This window comes from Lysinibacillus sp. FSL M8-0134, assembly GCF_038069745.1.
Taxonomy (GTDB): Bacteria; Bacillota; Bacilli; order Bacillales_A; family Planococcaceae; genus Lysinibacillus; species Lysinibacillus irui.
The window spans coordinates 160910-186383 of record NZ_JBBPAJ010000002.1 but is presented as its reverse complement, the minus strand read 5'-3'; the positions used below and the strand labels follow the sequence as shown (position 1 = coordinate 186383).

The following is a 25474-nucleotide window of genomic DNA, read 5'->3' as shown; positions in this document are numbered from 1 at the left end:
ACAATTTTATTTTGTCTAAAAATACTAGGATACTTGCGAAATGGTTAATATATCAGTAGTATTTTCAGTAACTGTGATAAAAGGAAGTGAATGAAAGTGACGAGGAAAGTTTGGTTTCAAGTAGGCGTAGGGATATTACTTACACTACTAATCATTAAATATTTTATAGAGATTCATTGGATTTTTTCACCACTAGTCATTATATTAAAAGCTATTTTTGTGCCTTTATTACTTGGTGGTGTCCTATATTATGTGACTGAACCGATTCAGAGATTTTTAGAAAAACGGAGAATGCCTAGATGGGCAAGTATATTGACAATTGTATTTGGGTTAATAGCGATTGCGGGGATATTTGGCTGGATTATCGGTAATCCGATTGCCGAGCAAGTTAATAAATTAGTGAAGAATGCCCCTATGATTAGTACGAGTATTAGTACGAGCATCCAACAACTAACAGACTATGTAACGCAAAATAAAGATAATTTCCCACAGCAATTAAATGATGTTATTGAAAAAATGGCGAATTCTGTACAGGATATCGCAGTAGTAGCGAGTAAGGGATTTGTGTCCTTTTTACAATCCATTGTTTCTGTGTCGTTATTAGCTATTTTAATTCCATTCTTCTTTATTTTTATGCTAAAGGATCATGAAAAATTTGCCCCATCTATCTATAAATATTTCAGTGGCGAGCGTCAACAATGGGTAAAAAAGACATTAAGTGAAATTGATGATGTATTACGCAGTTATATTCAGGGACAACTGCAGATTAGCTTTTTATTAGCACTCATCATGTATGTCGGTTATTTAATTATTGGATTAGAATATTCGTTACTGTTAGTGATCTTTGCGTTCTTTATGAATATGATCCCATTCATTGGGCCTTGGATAGCCTTTGCTCCAGCATTGATTGTGGCAGTTATTCAAGATCCTATTCTAGTTGTTTGGGTATCTGTTGTAACCCTTGTTGCACAGCAAATAGATAGCAACTTTATTACACCAAATGTCATGGGGAAATCACTCGATATTCACCCATTAACCGTTATTACAATTATTTTAGCAGCGGGTAATATTGCAGGCTTTATTGGTATTATTATTGCTGTACCATTTTACGCGGTACTAAAGGTTATCGTATCTAATATTTATGATCAACGTAATGCGATTAAGAAAAAAGCGACGAAGTCAGTATAGGAGCCGAAAAAATGGAACAAGAAATTGTAAAAGTGTTTAACGAACTGCATGAGCAAATTGGCACAGCGACACGGGCAGAAGTACATGAAAAAGGGCTTTGGCATGAGACATTTCATTGCTGGCTTGTCAATGAAGACTATATTTATTTTCAAGTACGTAGTTCGCAGAAAAAGGATTACCCAGGGTTGCTTGATATTACAGCAGCAGGGCATCTATTAGCTATTGAAACAGTTGAGTCAGGTATTCGTGAAGTAAAAGAAGAACTGGGTCTCGATATAGATGTCCATGAAGTAGTGAAAATGGGCATGACCTCTTGTAGTATCGTTTCTGAAAATATGATCGACAATGAATTTTGCCATGTCTACATATATCCCTTCCAACATGATTGGGATTCCTTTGTATTACAGTATGAAGAAGTCTCTGGTGTAGTGAGAGCAAGACTTGATGAAGCAGAGGCATTTTTCTTAGGCGAAACAACGACGTTAAATATTGAAGGCTACGAATATTTTCCAGATGGTCAACGCATGAATATTGTCCGACCAGTTAGTAACGCACAATTTGTTCCTTATCGAGAACTATATGTTGCACAAGTAATAAAATTTGCACGCGAAAAAATATTTAATCAGACATGATATTTTTTATAGGATAGGCTGTTAGTATAAGCTTGTCCTATTTTTATTGGCAAAAATGATTTAGAAACGTCACGATAAAAAAACGAAAAATACGTTATACTGTAAGATAGATTGTAAAGAAAAGGAGCATTTTTTATATGCTAACATTTGAACAAAAACAAGCGGTTATTGAATCGTTTACTGAACTAACAAGAAAGGAAATTTCATTAAAACGCTTAAATTATCACTATATGGACAGTCTTTATGAAAAGACAGTTGTAGTTGAAAAGCTACATCCCAATGGCAATGGATTTGTCTTTGTTGGGGATTTATTACGCTATGAGCATGTGGCTAACGAAAAAGGATTAGTGAATATTCGTGATTTTGATGAGCAACAGCTTCGTGAAATTATTGAAGATTCGATTCAGTACTTATCAGAAGAAGTAGAAGAGCAGGAGCCGATTATAGAGATTTGGCATAGCCGAGAAGGTGCTCAATTGCAACTTGCTTTTGAGCAACGTTCTTGGAATGTATATCATGGGGAAAATCTTGAAGAGGCATTTGGTACGTATGATGCAGCAAAGGAATATTTACTAGAAGAGGGCTTTCGTACAAAGAAATAAAAATACGGGGGATAAATATCAATGAACGGGAAAAAATTAGTGGGAATTGTTATTGTTGTGGTGATTGCAGCATGTTTATTTTCAGTTTATACCATTACTAATTTTTATAAAAATCACGAAGAACAACCAAATCGAGAGAATCGAGAAATTAATAAGTCAAAAAGCTTGAATTTAATTTTGCCACAGGCTACAATTATCTCGAATTCAAGATAATTGAGAGGTGATTGTCAGTGCAACACATTTTTTATAAAGGGACAGATGAAACAAAACCGACGTTATTGTTGTTACATGGCACGGGAGGTAATGAAGAAAGTCTAATTGGGCTGGCAAAAGAGATAGATGAAACAGCTAATATTTTAAGTGTACGTGGAAATGTACTTGAACATGGAATGCCGCGATTTTTCCGTCGACTAGCAGAAGGTGTCTTTGATATAGAGGATTTAATCTTTCGTACAAAGGAGCTATATGAATTTTTACAGGAGGCAGCACAGCAATATGGCTTTGATCGGCAACGAATTGTAGCGATAGGTTATTCAAATGGTGCTAATATTGCGGCAAGCTTGCTATTCCATTATGATGATGCATTAGCGGGAGCTATTTTACATCATCCAATGGTACCAAGACGTGGAATTGAATTACCGCAACTTTCTTCTATTCCTGTATTTATCGGTGCTGGTACGAATGATCAGATGTGTACTGCACAAGAATCTGAGGATTTAGAAACACTGTTAACTTCAGCAGGTGCTAAGGTTACGACAAAATGGTTTGATTTTGGACATCAGCTTACTATTCCTGAAGTACATGCAGCAAAAGAATGGTATAACAGTATCTATGCTTAATTGAAAAATCCGCCTCTTTTTATGAAGAGGCGGATTTTAATTCGTTTATTTACTTTTCTTTGAAAATGGTAGCCACCAGTTCCAATCGCCAAATAGTTTCATGAGACTAGGTACAAGCATTAGACGAATAATTGTCGCATCAATAGCAACAGCAATGGCAATCCCTACACCAATTTGTTTTACAGGCATGACGTCCGTAAAAGCAAATGCTCCTGTGATAACAATCATGATAAGCGCTGCCGATGTAATAATACGGCTAGTAGATGTCAGCCCATCAATGGTTGCACGTGTATTATCTGCCCCTTTTAAATATTCCTCTTGGATACGAGAAATTAAAAAGACTTCGTAGTCCATACTTAAACCAAACACGAGACAGAAAACAATGACAGGAATAATCAAGACAATTGAGCCTGCCTCAATACCAAAATGTCCATATTGGAAAATATAAACGAGTATACCGAATGCAGATGAAAGACCAATAATGTTCATGATAATCGCCTTTAATGGAATTAAGACTGAGCGGAATGCAAGCATTAAAATAAAGAATGTAGAGACGATGATAATGGCGATAGCCAAAACAATTTTACTAGCAATTTCATCGAAAATCTCTTGGTTAAATTTAGCTGGCCCCCCAAGAGCAAAACTTACATTTAAATCTTTTTCCATCCATGTTCGTGCAAACGTTTGAGCAGTAGTGGAAGAACCTGCTGCATCAATGGTAATTGGGATAAATAGTTGTGTATCCTTTGAAAAGGTATGAATAACAGGTTTTAATTGTTCCGCGACCTGTGGAATAGCTAAAGATGCTGATAATTCTTCAGGTGTTTGAATATTCGCGGCTGTATATATTGTAGAGACCTCTAAGACTAACGGATCCTTTAATAGCTTTTCTTGAATAGTATAAATAAGCTCTCGTGCCTCACTATCTTCCCAACCTTCTTTGCGTTCAGCTAACAAATATAAAGTAGATGATTCACCGAGTCCAAATGTTTTATCTAATTGGTCATATGCTGAACGTGCATCATATTTGGTTGGTAAGGAGTCAACCTGTGGAATCACTAGTTTGATGTCCTTTAATGGGAGCATACCAATACCAAGTAATAATAATGCTGAAATGACAATCGCAACTGGATGTTTCATGACAAAACCAGCGAAGCCACGCCAACGGTTCGCACCACCTGGTTTAACACGCAATATACGCCATTTATTAAGTCTATCTCCTAAAAGCATCATTGTGGCAGGGAGTAATGTTAGACCAGAAAGAACGGCTAATAGGACGACGATTGTGCCCCCGAGAGCGATATTGTGAAAAATCTCTACATCAATAACAATCATTGCGCCTAAACCTATCATGACACAAACTGCGGAGAAAATAATGGAACGTCCTGCTGTCTGTATAGCAGTTTGAATAGCTTGTCCAATAGAGGTATGTGCACGCTCTTCTCGGTAACGATTGATAAACAGTAGGGCAAAATCAATACTTAAAGCAAGCCCAAGCATTGGAACAATATTTAACACGAAAATAGATAGATTCACACTGCCGCTAAGTAATGTCATTATTCCGAAGGCAGTAACGACTGTAACAATACCAATGACAATGGGTAGGATAGAAGCAATCACTGTACCAAAAGCCAATAAAAGAACAACAATGGCAATTGGTAACCCAATGGCTTCAGCTGACGCTAAATCTTTTTGGCTGGCTGTATTAATGTCAGCAGAAATAACGGGTCCTCCAGTAATGCTAATGCCGTCTCCTTCAATTAATGAACGGAATTCCTCGACAATCTCCGGAAGATTCTTAACATCATTTTTTAAATGAACCATCGCATAGGCAATGTCATCTTTACGTAAAGAGGAATCTTCTAAAGGCGATTGAATTGAATGTATTTCATTTATACGATCGAGTTTTTTTAAAGTATCTTCAATTTTTTGATCTTTTGCTTGATCAAAGACAATCAAAATCGTATCAGAAGGCAAATCAAAGTTTTCTGCTAGCTCATTTGTAACATAGGTATGATCGCCTTCAACAAAAAAGCCATCCCCTTGAAGTTTACCCGGAAGCTGTAAAGCAAAATAAGCCATAGCTAGAAAAATAATAAGCCATATAGCTACGATTGCTTTCGCATGTGCTGTAATAAATGTCGAAATTGTTTTCATAGTTATTTATGTATCCCCCTTTTCAATTAGTGTAATGGATGTGTCGCTTTTTGTCGTGTGACAAAGTAAAGGCTCCCATCCAGCCATTGGATAGGAGCCTTTTTCGTTAAAAGAATAATGATAATATGAAATAAATAACGGATGCCATCACTGCTGAAATTGGCATCGTAATTACCCACGTAGTAACAATTTTTCGAGCCATTCCCCAGTTTACACCACGTACGCGCTGTGCAGAACCAACACCCATAATAGAGGAAGAAATAACATGTGTTGTCGATACTGGTAAGTGAATTAACGTAGCACCAAAAATAACTGTAGCGGATGCTAAATCCGCCGCAACACCATTAACTGGACGAATTTTCATAATCTTACCGCCAACTGTTTTAATGATTTTATATCCACCAATAGATGTACCTAGACCCATTGCTGTAGCGGCTGCAGCACGTACCCAGAAAGGTATTTCATCTCCAGTATGCAAGCCACCAGCAATTAGCGCCATTGTCATAATCCCCATTGCCTTCTGTGCATCGTTTGTCCCGTGAGTAAACGATTGAATGGCTGCGGTGAAGATTTGCATTGTTCGGAAACCTTTATTTGTTCGATATAAATTTAAATTTTTAAACCATAATTTAAAAAGTGTCATCATGATAAAGCCAGCACAAATGGCAAGTAGTGGGGATAGCACTAATGCCATAATAATTTTAGTAAAGCCGCCGTAGTTTAACACATTAAAGCCTGCTGATGCGATAGCAGCACCTGCAATCGAACCAATTAACGTATGTGAAGAACTAGATGGAATACCAAAGTACCAAGTCAATAAATTCCAAATAATAGCTGAAATTAATGCAGCTAAAATAACAACTGAACCTGTTGTGTCTCCTTCAAAGGCATTTAAAGAGAACGGGTCTACAATGTCTTTAGTTAGAGCTTTAGCAACTCCTACGAAGGTGATGGCACCGATAAAGTTCATAGTCGCTGCCATAATGATCGCTGTGCGAGGTGGCAATGCCCGAGTGGAAACCGAAGTTGCGATAGCATTTGCTGTATCATGGAAGCCATTGATAAAGTCAAATGTAAGGGCAAAGATGACGACCAGTATGGTTAGTATTATGATTGTATTCATTGTAAATTGCCCATCTCCTAATTATGCGTTACGCATGATAATTGTTTCCATAGTATTGGCTACGTTTTGACAATGATCAGCGATATCTTCAAGTTGTTCATATATATCTTTAAATTTAATAAGGCGAATCGGATCTTTTTCGTTTAAAAACAGTTTTTTGATGGAAGTACGCTGTACCTCATCACATTCACGTTCATAGTCTTTAATAAGAATGGCGTGTGGACGCATGCCAATTAGATTCTTTTTCTTTAACTCTTCAGTCGCTTTGACAATTTCATCAGCACTCTTAGAGATATATCCTAGGAAAGTGCGCATGGATTCATCAATCTCTGTAAGTGAAAACATTTCAAAGTGTGCAATACAATGTTCTGTGCCATCTAAAATATCATCCATACGAATGGCAAACTCTAAAATATCCTCACGTTCTATAGGTGTCATAAATGATTTGTTTAACATTACGATCAGTTCGTGAATGAGCTTATCGCCAGCAGTTTCGTAATTTTTCATTGTAATGCTAATCTCTTTAAGGTCAGCTACACTGTGAATACGAAAATCATTTGCGTAATGTACAGCCTCTCTCATATTTTCAGCAATTTTATGCAATGCAATAAAGAAAGGGTCTTGTTTTTTTGAGTTAAGCATGTAAATCGAATCCTCCTGGATATAAATAAATTAATCGACCTCTAAACTTTACTATCATAACAAAATCTTTAATTTATCTACATAAAAATTTACTATTCGACAATAAAATTTACATTGCTGTAATATACAATTCGTTCACAAAATAATGATGACTCCACTGTATTTGTTTTTTATAGTACAGAGAATTACCTTTAATACTAGGTTTTTTGAAGAGTTCTCCTCTGTTTAATACAGATTTATAAGAGAAAAATAGTGTAAACATTTGATTTAGCATGTTGAATTGTAAAGGGAATGTAAATACGTTTTATTTTTGAAGGACTCTCTTCTTATTCTTAAGAATATCTTCATTTTTATCCTTCCTCTTTATTAAGAATTATTCTCTACAATGGGAAATGAAGGAGAAAGGAGCATTATTTATAATGATTCAAGTTGAAAACTTACAACATACATTTTTAATTGGAAAAAAGGGGAAGGAGAAACAAGTACCAGTATTGAAGGGTGTGAACTTCGAGGTCAATAAAGGAGAAATTGTTGCTATTGTGGGAAAAAGTGGATCTGGTAAATCGACCTTATTGCAAGTATTAGCTGGATTTATGAAAGCTGAACAAGGATCTATTAGAGTGAATGGTAAGGAAACTGCCAATCTGACTGAAACAGAAAGTGCTGCATTTCGTTTACGCCACTTCGGCTTTATTTTTCAAAACTTTCAATTGATGCCTGGTTTATCTGCTTTCGAAAATATTGAATTGCCTTTAAAACTACAAGGTTTACGTAAGGCTGTACGTAAGGAAAAAGTAAAGAAATTGATGGACAAGGTTGGTTTGACTGAAGTAGCAGACCATTATCCAAATGAACTATCGGGTGGGCAACAACAGCGTGTCAGCATTGCTCGAGCGCTTATTACAAACCCTCCAATATTGCTTGCTGATGAGCCAACGGGAAGTCTTGATTCAGAAACAGAGCAAGATATATTATTGCTTATTCAAAGTTTAAATCGTGAATTGGGGCTAACCTTTGTCATTATTACACACGATGAAGAAGTAGCCTCTATCGCACATAGACGACTCCGTATGTATGATGGCGAACTCGTAAAGGAGGAGGCTTAAAATGTTATTTAAGGACCAAATCGATTTTGTAACACAGCATATCAAGAAAAATAAATTACGTGTGTTTATGACAATTTTAGCAGCAACAATGGGCTGTGCGTTCCTTATCGTGCTAGCTTCGGTTGGCTTTGGTTTACAGGAATCACTACGCAATGATATTCTTTCGAATGAAACCGTTACGAAAATTCAAATATATGGAGATAATCAATTCACCGAAGAACAGGTTCAAGAAATTAAAAAGTTGGACCATGTGGAAACAGTACTTGAAACGATTAATGTGAATGCTTCTGCACAGTCGTTTTTAGGAGATCGTGAGACAGCCTCTACTTTGACTTTATCGGATATGCAGGACTTTGAGCAGGTAAATGGTAAGCTTGCAGAAGGTCGTTATCCAACAAAACCAAATGAAATCGTTGTAGGTTATCACTTCGCTCAAACATTATTGAATGAAAAAGAACGCGATATTATCGAAGAAAAGAGTAAAAAGGCTGAGGCAGAAGGAACCTACTATGATGGCAGTGAAGAAGGCTATAAAGAGTCGTTGATTGATAAAAATATTGAGCTGTCCTTAGTGCCTCAGACTGGCACAAATGAAAACTCGCCAAAAATGAGCTATACAATTGTTGGTGTGATGGAGAAGCCTTCTTATGACTGGATGGTTGATAATTCCATTCATATGGATAAAGCTCAAAAGTCAGTATTGGTTGAAAATTTATCCACTGATAGTGCTAGTAAAGAGGATGAGTTGTTTTACTCAGAATTTAATATTTATGCTGATACTTTAGAAAATGTAAAGCCGATTTTAGAGAAATTAAAAGATAAAGGCTATAGTGTATATTCAGTAACTGAACAATTAGATCAAATGAATGTATTTTTCCTTGTCTTAAAAATTGGCTTAATCTTTGTAGGGACAATTGCTGTATTGATTGCTTCAATTGGTATTTTTAATACAATGACAATGGCTGTCACAGAGCGTACTCGAGAAATTGGTGTGTTAAAAGCTATTGGTGCAAGTCCGAAGCTTATCCAAAGACTATTTTTAATGGAAAGTACGTTTATTGGTATTTTGGGGACGCTTATTGCAGTTGCCATCTCGTATGCCATTAGCTTTGCGGCAAATGCAGCATTACCCTTGATTCTTAAAGCAGCAACAGGAGAGGATGCTTTTGCCACAAATGATATTACATTTTCTCTTATTCCGTGGCAACTAGTCATTATTGCAGCTGCCATTAGTATAGGGGTAGCGATGATTTCAGGCTATCGTCCAGCACGGAAAGCTACAAAGATTGATGTTATTCAGGCTTTACGACAAGAGCTTTAATCTACGACAAATCGGCGGGGTGTACAAACACTTGAAACACCCTCAGCCACTGTGGGTTAAAATGATAAACAAAGATAAAAAGGCGTCCAATATTGTTTGGGGCGCCTTTTTATTTGAGAAGATTTTCATAAGTAGTCTTTTAGCTCATTTGCTAAAAATGGTGTGGCATTTAGTAATTGTAGAAAGGCATTATAGCTAGTACGCTGCTCTTCACTAGGTTTTTTACCTGTTTTATATGCTCTAATTAAAATGTTTTTAGGTGTATTCTCCATATCAATAAATTCTAAAAGTTGAGCCTCATAGCCAACGAGGTTTAAAATTTCTGCACGAATAGCATCTGTAGCCAGTGCTGCAAAACGCTCTCGGACAAGTCCATGTTGCAACATAATATCAAGAGCTGGTGTATTTAATTGACGATTTAACTCATGCTGACAACAAGGAACGCTTAATATAACACTTGCTCCCCATTTTACAGCGCGTGCTAATGCCATATCTGTGGCAACATCGCAAGCGTGTAAGGTCACTACCATATCCACGGACGATTCTTCATTATAATCATTAATATCTCCTACCAGAAATTCAAGCTGGTCATAACCTAAATCCTGTGCGATTCTTGAACATTCTTCAATAACCTCTTTTTTCAAATCTAAACCAGTAACACGAATATCTAAGCCCTTTTCGATTTTTAAATAATGATACAAAGCAAAGGTTAAGTAAGATTTTCCTGAACCAAAATCTAAAATACGCACTTGTCGATTCTGAGGTAAATAAGATAAAGCATCATCAATAAATTCAATGAAGCGGTTAATTTGTTTAAACTTATCGTATTTTTGTTTTTTAACTTTCCCATCCTCAGTTTGAACTCCTAGTCGAATTAAAAAAGGATATGGTTGATCATCTGAAAGTAAGTAGTTTTTCTTCCGATTATGGGCTAAATTAACCTCTTTCGGTGAAGCTGATTTATCTGATTTCCAAAGTACTTTATTCTTTTTCGATAATTGGATTTGTACTTTTTCATCTAAGAAATCAATATGGGCTTGTCGATAATCTTCAAAAATGGCTTCAAGCTTAGAAGGGAAGTCCGCCAATAAAATATTCTCATGTTTTAAAATGCGTTCATATTGGTATTCAATTTGTATATGGTAGTGATTTTTTAATAGTAAAGGCTTTAATTTTATACGTTTTATTTCATTCGATTTCATACGAGGTTGACTAATAGTAGCAGTCACAAGTTGTTGCTGCAAAATTTGCTCAGTGAGCAGAGTTTTCATTTCTTCAAATGTCATACATTTTCGCCTACTTTATTGTGTAATAGATGGCACTAGTTTATCACATTTTATAATGTACAATGACTACTTTGGCATTCAGAAAAAATTTCACGAAAATTTAGAGTAATCATATGTAGTGTTGTATAATCGTGGTATCTTTAATATAGATAGTGAAATTAAAGATTGAACAAAGGAGGAAAAATATGACGGATAACATGTATCAATTATTGGCGATTATTATTTATATGATAGCCATGCTAGCAATTGGTTGGTATGCATTTGCTAGAACGTCGAATTTAACAGACTATATGCTAGGAGGTCGTTCCTTAGGTCCAGCAGTAACTGCGCTAAGTGCAGGAGCCGCAGATATGTCAGGATGGCTTCTAATGGGTTTACCAGGTGCAATATTTGTATCAGGACTTGTAGAGGCTTGGATTGCAATAGGACTGACAATAGGGGCTTATTTAAACTGGTTACTTGTTGCTCCACGGTTACGTGTTTACACACAGGTTACGAATGATTCCATTACGATTCCAAGTTATTTGGATAACCGCCTACGTGACAATACGAAGCTAATAAGAATTGCGTCAGGTATTATTATCTTAATATTCTTTACATTTTATGTATCATCAGGAATGGTAGCAGGTGGTAAATTCTTCGATAGTTCATTTGGTTACGAGTATCACACAGGATTACTAATTGTTTCGGCAGTAGTAGTTGCCTATACACTATTTGGAGGATTTTTAGCGGTTAGTTATACAGATTTTTTACAAGGACTTATTATGTTTTTAGCACTTATTACTGTACCGCTATTTGGTTTATTTGTAACGGGTGGATTAGGGGATACAATTTCTTCAATTAAAGCCGTTAGTCCAGATCTTCTAAATTTATTACCAGCCACTGCAACAGCAGCAGGGATTATTTCTTCTCTTGCTTGGGGATTAGGCTATTTTGGACAGCCACATATTATTGTACGCTTTATGGCTATTAGTTCAGTAAAGGAAACAAAGCAGGCTCGACGTATTGGTATTGGTTGGATGATGTTAAGCTTATTCGGGGCCATTGGGACAGCTTTAGTAGGTGTTGCCTATTATGAGCAAAACGCTGGTGAGTTAAAGGATGCCGAAACTGTTTTCATTGTACTTGGGCAAATTTTATTCCATCCATTTATTGCGGGTATTATGTTAGCGGCTATTTTGGCAGCTGTTATGAGTACTATTTCATCACAACTAATCGTCACTTCTTCAGCACTTGTTGAGGATATATATAAAGCGTTGTTCAACAAAACAGCCGATGATAAACATTATGTTTTTGTTGGACGTATGGCGGTATTAGTAGTAGCGATTATTGCCGGTATCCTAGCGTGGAATCCAGATAGCTCTATCTTAAGCCTAGTTGGTTTTGCTTGGGCAGGGTTTGGTGCAGCATTTGGACCTGTTATATTGCTTTCTTTATATTGGAGAAAATTAACCAATTATGGAGCGCTAAGCGGAATGATAACAGGTGCCGCAACTGCGTTTATTTGGGGTAAAGTGGATGCTTTATCAAGTGCTTTATATGAAATTGTTCCTGGTTTCTTTGTTTGTTTAATCGTTGCGGTTGTTGTTAGTATGCTGACATATAAGCCGAATAAAGAAATTGAAGAAGAATTTACTCGCTCAGAAGTATTACTAAAAGAAGAAAGAAAGTAATGAAAATGCGCCTTTTAGAGAGGCGCATTTTTTAAAAAAATACGGATGGTCCACAAATACGAAAAAGAGTATTTTATGGTAAGATGAAGAAAATTTGTCGTAGGGACACCAGGCTTTGGTGGGAGGTTTCTAATGGATAGAATTAAGGAAGTTGATGTATTAGTTGAAAAGGCCATACTTGTTGGCGTCAATTTACGAAATGACGAGCATTTTGATTATTCAATGGAAGAGTTACAAAATTTAGCCGAGGCTTTGCATGTAGAAGTGGTAGGAATTGTTACACAAAATTTAGAGCGTGTTACACCTTCACACTATGTTGGTACAGGTAAAATAGAGGAAATCAAAAGTTTTTATGAAGAAGCACAAGCAAATCTTGTTATTTTTAATGATGAATTGTCTCCTTCACAAATCCGCAATTTAGAGCGTGATTTAGCAACGAAAGTTATTGATCGTACGATGCTTATTTTGGATATTTTCGGAAGACGAGCAAAAACAAGAGAAGCACAGATGCAGGTGGAATTAGCTCAGTTGCAATACATGCTACCTCGCTTAGTAGGCCTACATGCTTCTCTAAGTCGTCAGGGTGGTGGTACTGGAGGCGGCTTTAAAAACCGTGGAGCTGGTGAAACGAAGCTTGAACTGGATAGAAGGAAAATTGAAGATCAAATTGTCAAAATTAAAAAGGATCTCGAACACGTGAAAGAGCAACGAGAGACACAACGTAAACAACGCCGTAAAAATGCACTTCCCGTTGTATCAATCGTTGGATATACAAATGCTGGTAAATCAACAATCATGAATCAGTTACTTACACAAATAGGGCAGGAAGAGCATAAACAAGTATTTGAAAAAGATATGCTTTTTGCTACATTGGAAACTTCTGTTCGTCAGATAGAATTACCTGATAAAAAGACGTTTTTACTTACAGATACAGTAGGTTTCGTAAGTAAATTACCACATCATCTGGTAAAAGCATTCCGATCTACATTAGAAGAGGCGCGAGATGCTGATCTTTTATTGCATGTTGTAGATGTTTCAAATGCAGAGCATGCATTTATGATGGATGTAACAAATGAGACATTGAAGGCAGTTGGCGTTGAAGACATTCCAACTATCTATGTATACAATAAGGCGGATATTGCAAATGTTCCTTACCCTGTAGTAAGTGGTGATAATATTTGGATATCAGCGAAACAAGGGATTGGTTTAGAGGAGTTATTACAATTGATTCGTCAGCATATCTTCTCCCACTATGTAACGTGTGATATGTTAATACCGTATGATCAAGGGAATGTTGTTTCTTATTTAAATGAATATGCCTCTGTTTTTAATACTTCTTATGAAGAGGATGGTACATTATTATCCCTTGAAGTAAAAGCATCTGATTATGCAAAGTACCAGCAATATGTAAAATAAAATGAAACCAAGCATGCCAAAAGAAATTTTGGCATGCTTTTTGTCATTAGGGGGAATAGTAGAATCTAGAACAAAGCTGTAATCAAAATCTTAGACGCAATAGTGTAAATTTGTAAATAAAGTTATAAATCTGAATTTTAGATATTTTAGAATAATTAAATGTTATTATGGTGTTTATCGACAATTAAAGAGTGCGAAAACTTAGATATATCAAAGGATTTAATAATTTCTTTATCAATCAGTCAGAATTTATTGAAAAATGATAAATTTTCAACATTTTTTAAAACTCTTGCTAAAGTTTAAAAAACGCTTTAGTATGATGAAACAAAGATTTTTTATCCTTAAATTAGGGTAATGATGTTTTTTAGAGAATAATTTAATCGGGAGAGGGTATTGTATGTCTAGTAAAGATGAAGTTGTAAAATCTGTCCCTCAAAATGGCTTTGTTGGACACCCTAAAGGGCTCTTTACTTTATTTTTCACAGAATTTTGGGAACGCTTCTCGTATTATGGTATGCGGGCAATTCTCATCTTCTTTATGTATTATGAATTGAATGAGGGTGGATTAGGTCTAGACCGCGGAACAGCGAACTCAATTATGGCCATCTATGGTTCACTCGTTTATATGTCTGGTATTATTGGTGGCTGGATAGCCGACCGAGTTTTAGGGACACGTAGAACCATTTTTTATGGTGGTGTCTTAATTATGATCGGTCACTTGCTGCTAGCATTGCCTGGTGGTGTCAGCATGCTATTTGCCTCAATGGCATTTATCGTTATGGGGACAGGTTTATTAAAACCAAACGTTTCAAGTATTGTTGGGGACATTTATGCTGAAACAGATAGTCGTCGCGATGCAGGTTTTTCTATTTTCTATATGGGTATTAACATGGGGGCATTCATTGCACCATTTATTGTCGGAACAATTGGACAAAAGTATAGTTTCCACCTTGGCTTTGGTTTAGCAGGTCTTGGGATGTTTGTTGGTTTAATTGTCTACAAATTAACAGAGAAAAAATATTTAGGCTTAGCTGGCTTACAAGTAAATAATCCATTAAAGCCTGAAGAACGTAAAAAAGTCTTTACACAATTCGGGATTGTAGCATTACTTCTTATCATTTTAGGTGCTATTGGTATTAAAACGGGTACATTAACAATGAATGTATTTAGTTTAATTATTACAGCACTTGGTGTGATTATCCCAACGGTGTTCTTTATTTATATGTACCGCAGTAAAAAGACGTCGAAGGATGAGAAATCTCGTCTACTCGCTTACATTCCATTATTTTTATCAGCGGTAATGTTCTGGGCTATTCAAGAACAAGGAGCAACGATTTTAGCGACCTATGCAGATGAGCGTACACAGTTAAGTATTGGTGGTATTCAGCTTCAATCTTCATGGTTCCAGTCGTTGAATCCGTTATTTGTCATAACATTAGCTCCATTATTTGCTATGCTATGGCTTAAATGGGGGGACAAGCAACCGACAACACCACGCAAGTTCTCATATGCATTGTTCTTTGCGGGTCTATCATTCATCGTAATGATGATTCCAGCACACTTATCTGGTGGAGAAACGTTAGTAAGTCCTTTATGGTTAGTTCTGTCATTCTTCCTAGTAGTTGTTGGTGAACTATTATTATCACCAGTTGGTTTATCAGCTACAACGAAACTGGCACCACAAGCCTTTGCAGCACAAACAATGTCCTTATGGTTCTTAACAAGTGCAGCAGCACAAGCTATTAATGCTCAATTAGTAAGAGTTTACGAAGTTGTAAGCGAATTCACATACTTTGGTTTCTTAGGATCACTATCTATAGTGATTGGAATTATAATATTAATTCTTTCACCGGTTATTTCAAAGGCGATGAAAGGTATTAACTAAAGAAAAGATGTAAGTACAGTAGTTAGTAACTGTGCTTGCATCTTTTTTTGCTGTCTAAATAAATGTCTATCTATGAGCTTTAGAATGAAATATATTATCATAAGTAGTTATTTTGTTGAATGCGGGTATAAGTTTCTATGTAGAACATGATTATTTTCGTTATAATAATTTTAATAATAAGAAAATTTAAGGGGTTGGAAGCCATGAAAGAAGAGTTAGATTATTTGAGGCCAAGGCTAATGGAGATTTTTACATACTTACATGCTCATCCTGAAATTAGCTGGCACGAAGTAGAAACAACCAATTATATAGTGGAGCTATTAACACAAGAAGGATTTTCACCAATACGCTTTAAGCATTCTACAGGGCTATATGTTGATGTGGGCAACGGAAATCCGAAAGTGGGGTTACGAACAGATATAGATGCACTATGGCAGGAGGTTGATGGTCATTTTCGAGCGAATCATTCCTGTGGACATGATGGACATATGACGATGGCCATTGGTACGTTATTACTTCTAAAAGAACTAAAGCAATCATTCAATGGTACAATTCGTGTTATTTTCCAACCTGCTGAAGAAAAAGGGACAGGGGCGTTATCCGTTTTAGAAGAAGGCGTTATAGATGATTTAGATTATTTATTCGGTGTTCATTTAAGGCCTGTTCATGAATTAGAGGATGGTACTTATTGTGCTGCCTTATATCACGGGGCTTCTCGCTTACTAGAAGGTGAGATTATTGGAGAGGATGCCCATGCTGCAAGGCCACATCTGGGCGTCAATGCAATTGAAGTAGGTGCAACAATCATTGAAGATTTACGAACCATCCATACAGATCCTATGGTACCTGTGTCTGTTAAAATGACCAAATTTCATGCTGGAGGAGAGTCAGGCAATATTATCCCTGGCAATGCTTCATTCACTATTGATATCCGCGCACAACAAAACGATGTAATGGATGATTTAGCTCAAGGGGTTAAACGTGTAATTGATTCCTCTAAAATATTGCATAAGGTGCAAATTGAATTACGTACTGTTGCCAATATTGTAGCTGCTGAGGTCGATACAAGTGCTCAATATATTATGGAGCAAGCAATTATACAAGCAGCTGGTTTATCGAATTTAAGAAAGCCTGTTCATACGCCTGGTGGTGAGGATTTTCATCACTATGCTGTACAACGACCACATTTAAAAACAACGATGCTGGGCTTAGGCTGTGGGCTTACACCAGGCTTGCATCATCCTAAAATGAAATTTAAACAAGCAAGACTTGTCACAGGAGTTGAAATTCTGACGAGAGCGGTCTTGCTAGCATTGGAGTCTAGGCATATAAAGGAGGCGTCAGCATAATGTTAGAGAAAGTGCGTATTCACAAAGTAGTGACACCTATAGAAATTGCAGAAGTACAGAAATTGAATGCAGAAATTTGGGGCAGCCAAGCAATTCCCTCCCATCAATTATTAGCTGCTGTTCAAAATGGTGGATTAGTATTAGGGGCATATTTAGATGAAAAATTAATTGGTTTTAATTATTGCTTCGTTGGCTATCGAGATAGAGAAATGTATTTACATTCGCACATGATTGGTGTTGAAAAGGCATATCGTGAACAAGGTGTAGGTGAGTTATTGAAGCACGCACAACAAGAATACGCAAAAGAGAATGGATTTCAGCTTGTTCGCTGGTTAATTGAGCCGTTAGAAGCTGGCTTAGCTAATCTAGCATTTCTTAAACTGAATGCTACGAGCTTTCAATATGAAAATGATTACTATGGCCCGCTCCAAGATGATTTTAATGAAGGACTACCTTCGGATAGGTTGGTCGTTGAGTGGTGGATCGAACGTGAACAGGTGACAGATAGCCTTGATGAGTTAGAAGAAATAGCACAGGAAATCGTGCCGTGGACATTAACCGTAGATGGTTTGCCAGTACTTGATATAGAAAATGAATTTCAGATGGAACAATCCTTTTACAATGATGCCTATCTATTAGCAATCCCTCAATCTTTACAGAAGATGAAAGTCGAGAGTCCAAAACTTGCTGAGGACTGGCGTTATAAAATACGGACAATCTTAACTACATTATTTAATCAAGATTACGCCATTGTACGCGTGAAGAAGCACAAGGAATATGTTCATAGCTATCTGTTAGTCAGACGCTCCTTATTAGCCTTATAATAAGGCTGAGGAGTGAATGTTGTGAGATTAGAAAAGATTATTTTAAGGCACATTAAAATGCCAATGAAAGCTCCGTTTACAACGAGTTTTGGAACAGTGGATGAAAAAGAACTGTTATTAATAGAGGCAAAAGATGCATCAGGAATAACAGGTTGGGGAGAAACGGTAGCATTTGTAGCACCTTGGTATACAGAGGAGACTTTAAAGACGACATGGCATATGCTCAAGGATTATTTAATACCTATCTTGTTAAATAAAGAGATTGGGCATCCTGATGAGGTAACGTCGTTGTTTGCCACTATTCGTCGTAATTGTATGGCTAAGGCTTCGATAGAAGGGGCTGTATGGGACATTTATGCCCAACAAACAAAGCAATCACTTGCACAGGCATTAGGTGGTCATAAGCAACGAATCGAGGTCGGCGTCAGTGTAGGTATCCAACCTTCTACCGCTCAATTAATAAAGTTGATAAAAGGCCATATTGAAAAAGGCTACAAAAGAGTGAAGGTGAAAATTAAGCCTGGTTATGATATCGAGGTAGTACAAGCAATCCGTGCTGAACTACCAGATCTACCTTTGATGGTAGATGCGAATTCTGCCTATACATTAGACGATATCAACATGTTGCAGCAACTAGATGATTATCAATTATTAATGATTGAACAACCACTAGCCCCTGATGATATTGTCGATCATGCAACATTACAGCGAAAAATAAAAACGCCTATTTGTCTAGATGAAAGTATTACTTCTTTTGAAGATGCAAGAAGGGCGATTACTCTTGGGAGCTGTGGTGTAATCAACATCAAAATTGGACGAGTAGGTGGTTTAACGGAAGCGAAGCGAATCCATGATTTATGTAAGGAAAACGGCATTCCTGTCTGGTGTGGTGGCATGTTGGAAGCAGGTATCGGACGAGCACACAATATTGCCTTAACATCACTAAGTCATTTTATATTACCTGGAGATACGGCGGGATCTAGTCATTATTGGTTCGAAGATATAATTGAACCTGAAGTTATAGTTAAAGATGGCTATATTGAGATACCCCAATCAGTTGGCATTGGTTATGCGCCTAATATGGCTGTCATTGATAAGTTAACAATATGTACGGAAGTCTATAAGTAAACCTTGATTGTCAATGCTCTAATAGAAGAAAAAACGAGGAGAGAACTGATTGAAAAAAAGCTTGCAAATCGGCGGTGCCTATGTAGGAATAATCGTTGGTGCAGGATTTGCGTCAGGGCAGGAAATTGTCCTCTACTTTACAAGTTATGGCTTTAAAGGAATATATGGTGCATTGTTAGCGATGATTGGCTTCTCTATAGTCGGAATGTGTGTGGCACAAGTTAGTTCAAGACTGCATACAACCTCTCATAAGGATTTGATTTATCAAATTTCAGGGAATTTTGTTGGCTTTTTATTGGATTTAATATTATCGCTCTTTTTATTTGGAGTTGCTGTCATTATGTTTGCGGGAGCGGGTGCAACCTTTCAGCAAATGTTTGGACTACCTATTTGGTTAGGTAGTATTTGCATGGTTATCCTTACAGTAGCTACCGTTATGCTGGATGTGAAAAACATCATTAATATTATTGCTCTTGCCACCCCTTACCTATTAACAATTGTGTCCATCATCGCTATTTATGCTATCGCAACTATGGATCTCACCTTTGTAGAGCAGGCAGTTATTGCTCAACAAGCTCAAATAAGCGGGAACAGTTGGTGGGTTACAGCCCTACTCTATATGTCATTTAACGTAGGGGTTAGTTTTTCATTGTTAACCGTGATGTGTGGCTCTATACGCAATGATAAGGTAGCGGGTATGGGAGGTATAATAGGTGGTATCTTGTTAGGAGCCTTAATATTACTTATTAATTTCTCTCTTCTTGCAAAAATGAATATTATTGTTGGATTAGATATTCCAATGCTTGCATTGGCTAATGAAATACATCCTATTGTGGGCTTGCTTATGACTTTCTCTCTTTTAGGCATGATCTATAATACTGCTGTGGGGATGCTATATTCTTTCATGGTAAGGTTTATCAAGCCCAATAGAGGTAGCTTTAGGGTAGCCGTTATTATTATTGGAGGCTTGGGGTTTTTAGCGAGTCTTGTGGGATTCACAACATTGGTAGCAAAACTATATGCAGTTATGGGTTATGTAGGTTTAATATTAATTATTTTCATTATTTCAGCATGGTTCAAAAGCGGAACAAAGAAAATTGTTTACTATAAAAAAGGTAATTGAGATATAAATTTGTTCTCAATTACCTTTTTTGCTTGGAGAAGAATATGTAGAAATAGAGAAATGCTTTAGTTGAAAAGATTAGCGAAATAACTGATATTTCGTTAAATAGACACGTTTTTTAGTTAATACTCAATAAAACGAGAATAATTCTCAATTGTTGGTTGACTGATAATAAAATCATGCTTATAATGGGAATCGTGAGTAATGATAATCATTTTCATTGAATAAATGCGTTACACACAAAAATGAAATCTACCGGGGATTACTATGAAAATAAGATATCTTTTAACAGCAACTGTTGTGTTGTCTATTGTGTCGCTATTTATAGGAGTAGTTGATATAAAGCCTAGTGACCTATTAGACTTCCAATCAGAAGAAACAAGACTATTTTTAATTAGTCGAGTACCTAGACTTGTTGCAATTTTGCTAGCAGGTGCAGGTATGAGTATTGCTGGTTTAATTATGCAAAGCTTAAGTAGGAATAAGTTCGTATCACCAACTACAGCTGGTACGTTAGATGCCACTCGGTTGGGTGTCTTGATTTCCATGATGTTCTTTACGAACGTCACGTATTTTCAAAAAATTTCCTTCGCTTTCATATTTGCTTTAGCCGGCACATTACTATTTATGCAAATATTAAATCGAATAAAGTTTAAAGATGCGATTTTTATACCGCTTATTGGCTTAATGTACGGAAATATTTTGTCCTCTGTTACAACGTTCTTTGCGTACAAGGCGAATATTATCCAAAACATTTCTGCATGGTTACAAGGAGATTTCTCATTAATCATGAAAGGCCGTTATGAACTGTTATACATAAGTATACCAGTACTGATTTTAGCTTACATTTACGCAAACCGTTTTACAGTGGCTGGAATGGGAGAGGATTTTGCTAAAAATCTTGGTCTATCCTACAAATTTGTAGTGAACTTAGGCTTAGTATTGGTAGCTCTTATCTCTACAACAGTGGTGTTAACAGTCGGTGTCATTCCATTCCTAGGTTTGATCATTCCGAATATTATTTCACTGTTTAAAGGTGATAATTTGGCAAAGACATTGCCGCATACAGCATTACTTGGTATGTCATTCTTATTATTCTGCGATATTTTAGGACGCGTCTTGATTTTCCCTTATGAAATACCAATTAGTATGACTGTTGGTGTCATCGGAAGTGCAATCTTCCTATTTATGTTGTTTAGGGGGAGAGCATATGCGTAATCGTACAAGAATGTTCATTTTAATAGGTATTGCCGTCATAGCTGTTTTGCTATATTTATTTTGGGAGTTAAACGGTAATTACCATTATGCATTTCCACGTCGTGTCATAAAAGTAGTAGCGATGGCGTTAACAGGTATAGCTATTGCCTATTCAACTGTCGTTTTTCAAACAATTACACACAACCGTATTTTAACGCCAAGTGTCATGGGATTAGATGCACTATACATGCTAATTCAAACATTCATCTACTTTTTCTTTGGCTCTACGTCGATATTGGTAATTAATATTTACTACAATTTTTCACTTGCTATTGTAGCAATGATTATATTCGCTTTAATTTTTTACAGAGTATTGTTTAAAGAAGGCAAGCGACCAATTTATTTCTTACTGCTTGTGGGTATGATTGTCGGAACGTTTTTAGGTAGTATTACAACGTTCTTCCAAGTATTAATAGATCCAAATGAGTTTTTAGGCTTACAAAGTAAAATGTTTGCAAGCTTTAATAATGTCAACTCAGATTTAGTTTGGCTAGCAGGTGTCGTGATTTTACTAACGTTTATTTACGGTTGGCGCCATATGAACCAATTAGATGTCATGTCATTAGGAAGGGATACAGCCATTAACTTAGGCGTACCTTATGATAAGTTGGTTCAACGTATGTTAATCTTAGCTTCCATCCTGATTGCTGTATCAACGGCACTCGTTGGGCCAATTACATTCTTTGGTTTAATCGTAGCAAATTTATCTTATCAGTATTTCAAAACATACAAGCACTCCATCTTAATTGCTGGTTCTTGTGTGATGAGTATTATTGCTTTAGTCGGTGGACAGTGGATGGTTGAAAGACTATTTACTTTCAGTACTACACTTAGCGTCATTATTAATTTTGTGGGTGGGGTCTACTTCATCTACTTATTATTAAAAGAAAGTAGGTCAGCAGGATGATTCAAGTCAAAGAAATTACAAAGTTTTTTGGGAAAAAGCCTGTCGTTCAAGATGTAAGTGTTGATATTGTTTCAGGAAAAATCACTTCATTTATTGGACCGAATGGCGCAGGGAAGTCTACACTACTTTCAATGGTGAGCCGTTTACTAAATGCAGATACTGGTGAAGTACTACTCGATAAAGCAGATGTACGACGCTGGAAATCAGATGATTTTGCGAAGCGGGTATCGATCCTAAAGCAATCAAACTTTATGAATGTTCGTCTAACAATTCGTGAACTTGTATCGTTTGGCCGTTTTCCTTATTCGAAAGGGAACTTAAAACCAGAAGACGAGGAAAAAGTTGACGAAGCTATTCGTTATATGAATTTAGAGGAGATTCAACATAATTATTTAGATGAGCTTTCGGGTGGTCAACGTCAGCGTGCTTTTATCGCAATGGTAATTGCACAGGATACAGAATATATATTACTTGACGAACCATTAAATAATTTAGATATGAAGCATTCCGTACAGATTATGAAGATTTTACGAAAGCTTGTTGATGAGTTAGGGAAAACGGTGGTTATTGTTTTACATGATATAAATTTTGCCTCTGTATACTCTGATCATATTGTTGCATTAAAAGATGGACGCGTAGTTAAAAATGGTCCTACAAACGATATTATTAACTCCCATGCTTTAAAGGAAATCTATGATATGGATATCCCTGTTCAAGAACAGAATGGCTGTCGAATTTGTGTTTATTTTAATTCGTGAAAATAGTTACAGATGGACGAACCATCAAAATACTATCAAATAAATTAATTAAAGGAGAAATATCATAATGAAAAAATGGAAATTACTTACGGTATTAATGGCAATGATGTTATTAGTATTAGCTGCTTGCGGTTCAAAAGACGAAGCAAAAGAAGAAGATAAAGGTACTTCAACTGATAAACCAGCAGAGGAGCAAAATAGTGATTCTTCTGCATATCCATTAACAATTCCAGGTAGCACAATTGAAGGAAAAGATGGTAAGACTACATTTGAAGATGTAACACTTGATAAGATGCCGGAAAAAGTAGTTGTTTTTGATAATGGTTTCCTAGATACATTAGATGCTTTAGGTGTTAAGCCTACTGCGGTGGTACAAGATTCATTACCATCATATTTAAGCAAATTTAAAGATAGCACTTATGTAAATGCTGGTACTTTATTTGAGCCTGACTATGAAAAACTTTCTGAAATTAACCCAGATATTATTTTCATCTCTGGTCGTGCATCAGCTGCTTACGCTGAATTATCTAAAATTGCGCCTACAGTCTATATTGGTGTAGATAACAAAAAATTCTTAGAATCATTTGAAGCTAATACAGAATTAGCTGGTAAAATTTTTGGTAAAGAAAAAGAAGCAGCAGATGCGATTGCTGCATATGAAGCAAAAGTAGAAGAAGTAAAAGCTAAAGCAACTGCCTCAGAAGAGAAAGCATTAATTGTTTTAGGTAGTGAAGGTGCTTTATCAGCCTATGGCTCTGGTTCACGTTTCGGTGTGATTCATGATGTATTTGGTGTGAAAGCTGCTGATGAAAAAATTGAAGCTTCTACACATGGTGCAAACGCATCATTTGAATATGTGCGTGATACAAATCCTGATATTTTATTTGTAGTTGACCGTGACGCTGTTGTAAATGAAAATGGTGAATCAGGTACAAAAGCTGCGATTGAAAACGAAATCGTTAGTGCAACAAACGCTGTGAAAAACGGCAAAGTATTCTACCTAGACCCAGAAATTTGGTATCTATCAGGTGGCGGCTTACAATCTGAAACACAAAAAATTGATGATGTATTAAAGGCGTTTAACTAATATGTTTGTACAAATTAAACGTATCGTTGTAACGGAAGGGAATTCGGATAAGGTTGTGGAACGTTTTGGCGCTAAACCTGATGGTCCGTCATTACTTGAACAACAACCTGGTTATATTGATAAGCAGGTGCTTGTAAAAAAAGTTCGCCGTGGTGATGAAGAAGTGCTAATTATGGTTCGCTGGGAATCAGAAGAAGCATGGAAAAACTGGGAAAAGAGTCCCGAGCACATTGCGGGTCATAAGGCAAACGCAGGTAAACCGAAACCTGAATACGTCATTGAAAGCGGACAAGAAGTTTATTACGTAAAAGGTTAATACGTTAAAGGTGTCTCAAGTAAATTGAGACACCTTTTTTGTTATATATAAAGCAGTCAGCACAATTATTATGACTGCTTAGTTAATTGTACTTTAATGTTTGATCGATGTTTTTCTCCATCCGCTAAATGTTGAATCCAAATTAAAGGAAATAGAGCTTTCGTTAATGGATAATCCTGAGATGTTGGCATTATTGAGCCCATCCAACTCTTGAATAGTCTTCTTCGTTTCTAGTCCTCTAGCATTAATGATGGTGTATTGTGGCGTTACATAAATAGAAGGAGATTCAATATTTAATCCAAAAGGAAATGGATGAATGGATGGCATACTAGATAAGCTCTCATCCGATATTCTTATAATGCCGTACTGCTCCATATACTGATCTCTTTTTTGTTGGAAACAATCCTCAAATCCAGGGGTGTCACTAATAAGGCATGAAAAGGTTGAAATGTTTTTATAGGTTGCTAACGTTTCTTGATAAGCTTTTAACTCAGATTGAATAATTATTTGCTCAATCTGTAGTTGATCAGTTGTAGGCTGTTTAATTGTAATTTCTTCAGCTGAGACAGAGATATTACATGAAAAAGTAGCCGTAAGTATTAAAAGCGATTCGTTTAATCCATTTTTCATTTTTAAATCACTCCCAGTGCAAAAGAATTTATATGTATCAATTTATTCACATCTATTCTGACTTTATATCTATCAAAATCTTATTAATATAAGCGTAACATCTATCAGAACGCCATTTCAATGGTGAGTTTACGCCACTTTAATGGCGGGACATGGTTCTCCACCGCCATTTTTTTAGCATTAATTAACAAAAAAATGGCGTGCTTTATGTAAATAACGCCACTT

The 25474-nt window shown here is 36.4% G+C and carries 24 protein-coding genes; 19 read left to right on the top strand and 5 right to left on the bottom strand.

Annotation, left to right across the window (positions count from 1 at the left end; genetic code table 11):
- Positions 1-90 precede the first annotated feature (90 nt).
- The 5 genes from MKY49_RS20730 to MKY49_RS20710 all read left to right on the top strand — a co-directional run bounded on the left by MKY49_RS20730 (position 91) and on the right by MKY49_RS20710 (position 3261).
- Positions 91-1188, top strand: a complete 1098-nt coding sequence (locus tag MKY49_RS20730) for an AI-2E family transporter (protein WP_274794756.1) — start codon at positions 91-93, stop codon at positions 1186-1188.
- An 11-nt stretch (positions 1189-1199) separates the two neighbouring features.
- Positions 1200-1820, top strand: coding sequence for an NUDIX hydrolase (locus MKY49_RS20725; protein ID WP_312506991.1), 621 nt, complete (start codon positions 1200-1202; stop codon positions 1818-1820).
- A 137-nt stretch (positions 1821-1957) separates the two neighbouring features.
- On the top strand, positions 1958-2422 hold the full coding sequence (locus MKY49_RS20720; protein ID WP_274794754.1) for a hypothetical protein: 465 nt from the start codon (positions 1958-1960) through the stop codon (positions 2420-2422).
- 21 nt (positions 2423-2443) lie between these two features.
- Positions 2444-2635: a hypothetical protein gene (locus MKY49_RS20715; RefSeq protein ID WP_004231917.1), complete on the top strand. Its 192-nt coding sequence runs from the start codon at positions 2444-2446 to the stop codon at positions 2633-2635.
- Between the two features lie 17 nt (positions 2636-2652).
- The gene (locus tag MKY49_RS20710; protein ID WP_274794753.1) at positions 2653-3261 is read left to right on the top strand and encodes an alpha/beta hydrolase; all 609 of its coding nucleotides are present in this window, start codon (positions 2653-2655) and stop codon (positions 3259-3261) included.
- A gap of 45 nt (positions 3262-3306) precedes the next feature.
- On the opposite strand, the gene MKY49_RS20705 is transcribed toward MKY49_RS20710, so the two are convergent.
- The 3 genes from MKY49_RS20705 to MKY49_RS20695 all read right to left on the bottom strand — a co-directional run bounded on the left by MKY49_RS20705 (position 3307) and on the right by MKY49_RS20695 (position 7183).
- The gene (locus MKY49_RS20705; protein WP_341387011.1) at positions 3307-5418 is read right to left on the bottom strand and encodes an MMPL family transporter; all 2112 of its coding nucleotides are present in this window, start codon (positions 5416-5418) and stop codon (positions 3307-3309) included.
- A gap of 106 nt (positions 5419-5524) precedes the next feature.
- Positions 5525-6541: an inorganic phosphate transporter gene (locus MKY49_RS20700; RefSeq protein ID WP_274794751.1), complete on the bottom strand. Its 1017-nt coding sequence runs from the start codon at positions 6539-6541 to the stop codon at positions 5525-5527.
- 21 nt (positions 6542-6562) lie between these two features.
- A complete protein-coding gene (locus MKY49_RS20695; protein ID WP_274794750.1) occupies positions 6563-7183 on the bottom strand; it encodes a DUF47 domain-containing protein in 621 nt (206 codons plus the stop codon).
- Positions 7184-7602: 419 nt separating this feature from the next.
- Here MKY49_RS20695 and MKY49_RS20690 point away from each other — a divergent pair, with 419 nt between their 5' ends.
- Together MKY49_RS20690 and MKY49_RS20685 are read left to right on the top strand one after the other, a co-directional pair.
- On the top strand, positions 7603-8289 hold the full coding sequence (locus MKY49_RS20690; RefSeq protein ID WP_341387010.1) for an ABC transporter ATP-binding protein: 687 nt from the start codon (positions 7603-7605) through the stop codon (positions 8287-8289).
- 1 nt (position 8290) lies between these two features.
- A complete protein-coding gene (locus MKY49_RS20685) occupies positions 8291-9610 on the top strand; it encodes an ABC transporter permease (RefSeq protein ID WP_312506988.1) in 1320 nt (439 codons plus the stop codon).
- Between the two features lie 125 nt (positions 9611-9735).
- On the opposite strand, the gene MKY49_RS20680 is transcribed toward MKY49_RS20685, so the two are convergent.
- Positions 9736-10896, bottom strand: coding sequence for a class I SAM-dependent methyltransferase (locus MKY49_RS20680; protein ID WP_312506987.1), 1161 nt, complete (start codon positions 10894-10896; stop codon positions 9736-9738).
- 185 nt (positions 10897-11081) lie between these two features.
- Between MKY49_RS20680 and putP the strand changes: the two genes are divergently transcribed.
- From putP to MKY49_RS20620, 12 genes are all read left to right on the top strand, one after another.
- The gene (gene putP, locus MKY49_RS20675; protein ID WP_341387009.1) at positions 11082-12569 is read left to right on the top strand and encodes a sodium/proline symporter PutP; all 1488 of its coding nucleotides are present in this window, start codon (positions 11082-11084) and stop codon (positions 12567-12569) included.
- 132 nt (positions 12570-12701) lie between these two features.
- The gene (gene hflX, locus MKY49_RS20670; protein ID WP_341387008.1) at positions 12702-13985 is read left to right on the top strand and encodes a GTPase HflX; all 1284 of its coding nucleotides are present in this window, start codon (positions 12702-12704) and stop codon (positions 13983-13985) included.
- 397 nt (positions 13986-14382) lie between these two features.
- Complete coding sequence (locus tag MKY49_RS20665; RefSeq protein ID WP_274794744.1) at positions 14383-15870, top strand: peptide MFS transporter; 1488 nt, start codon at positions 14383-14385, stop codon at positions 15868-15870.
- Between the two features lie 203 nt (positions 15871-16073).
- Positions 16074-17219, top strand: coding sequence for a M20 peptidase aminoacylase family protein (locus MKY49_RS20660; RefSeq protein WP_341387007.1), 1146 nt, complete (start codon positions 16074-16076; stop codon positions 17217-17219).
- Complete coding sequence (locus MKY49_RS20655) at positions 17219-18043, top strand: GNAT family N-acetyltransferase (RefSeq protein ID WP_274794742.1); 825 nt, start codon at positions 17219-17221, stop codon at positions 18041-18043. Before MKY49_RS20660 ends, MKY49_RS20655 begins: the two co-directional genes overlap by 1 nt.
- Positions 18044-18064: 21 nt before the next feature.
- Positions 18065-19171 carry an o-succinylbenzoate synthase gene (gene menC, locus MKY49_RS20650; protein ID WP_341387005.1) on the top strand — a complete coding sequence of 369 codons (1107 nt, stop codon included), beginning with the start codon at positions 18065-18067 and terminating at the stop codon, positions 19169-19171.
- A gap of 49 nt (positions 19172-19220) precedes the next feature.
- Positions 19221-20294 (top strand): YkvI family membrane protein, encoded by a 1074-nt coding sequence (locus MKY49_RS20645; protein WP_322610588.1) that lies wholly within the window; start codon positions 19221-19223, stop codon positions 20292-20294.
- Positions 20295-20561: 267 nt separating this feature from the next.
- Complete coding sequence (locus MKY49_RS20640; protein ID WP_274794739.1) at positions 20562-21512, top strand: ABC transporter permease; 951 nt, start codon at positions 20562-20564, stop codon at positions 21510-21512.
- A complete protein-coding gene (locus tag MKY49_RS20635; protein WP_274794738.1) occupies positions 21505-22458 on the top strand; it encodes an iron chelate uptake ABC transporter family permease subunit in 954 nt (317 codons plus the stop codon). Before MKY49_RS20640 ends, MKY49_RS20635 begins: the two co-directional genes overlap by 8 nt.
- Entirely contained in the window at positions 22455-23216 is a 762-nt protein-coding gene (locus MKY49_RS20630; protein WP_312506982.1) for an iron ABC transporter ATP-binding protein, read from the top strand. Before MKY49_RS20635 ends, MKY49_RS20630 begins: the two co-directional genes overlap by 4 nt.
- 67 nt (positions 23217-23283) lie before the next feature.
- On the top strand, positions 23284-24303 hold the full coding sequence (locus MKY49_RS20625) for a siderophore ABC transporter substrate-binding protein (protein WP_312506981.1): 1020 nt from the start codon (positions 23284-23286) through the stop codon (positions 24301-24303).
- A 1-nt stretch (position 24304) separates the two neighbouring features.
- Positions 24305-24619, top strand: a complete 315-nt coding sequence (locus MKY49_RS20620; protein WP_274794734.1) for an antibiotic biosynthesis monooxygenase family protein — start codon at positions 24305-24307, stop codon at positions 24617-24619.
- 93 nt (positions 24620-24712) lie between these two features.
- Here MKY49_RS20620 and MKY49_RS20615 read toward each other — a convergent pair whose 3' ends face one another.
- Entirely contained in the window at positions 24713-25249 is a 537-nt protein-coding gene (locus tag MKY49_RS20615; RefSeq protein WP_274794733.1) for a hypothetical protein, read from the bottom strand.
- Between the last annotated feature and the right edge of the window lie 225 nt (positions 25250-25474).